1 protein-coding gene is annotated in these 395 nt (G+C 63.3%); it reads right to left on the minus strand.

Annotated features, from left to right (window positions below):
* Nucleotides 1-395 (minus strand): PEP/pyruvate-binding domain-containing protein (locus tag A6013_RS24495; protein WP_302622513.1); only part of this gene is annotated, 395 nt, incomplete at both ends.

Consider the following 395-nt stretch of genomic DNA (forward strand, 5'->3'; position numbering starts at 1 on the left):
GTCGGTCTGTGCGAAGCGGACGCGCTGCTCCTGCGGCACTTCTTCAATCTTAACCTGCTTGCCATGCTCCTGGGTTGGGGCATAATTCATGTGGATTTTTTTCGAGCCCATGGTGCGGCGCACCTCCGCCGGACGGCCGGCGGCAAGCGTAGGCTTGTGTACGTAGTATTCGTCAGCGATCACCGCGCCCTGCCCGACCATCTCACACAGGCCCCACGCGGAGGGGATGAACACCACCTGGGCGACGCCGGATTCGGTATCAATGGAGAACAACACGCCGGAGGAACCCACCTCCGAGCGCACCATGCGCTGCACGCCCGCGGAGAGCGCCACGCCGCGATGGTCATAGCCCTGGTGCACGCGATAGGAGATGGCGCGGTCGTTGAACAGGGAAG

Source organism: Enterobacter sp. IF2SW-B1 (assembly GCF_001743375.1).
Lineage (GTDB): Bacteria > Pseudomonadota > Gammaproteobacteria > Enterobacterales > Enterobacteriaceae > Enterobacter > Enterobacter bugandensis.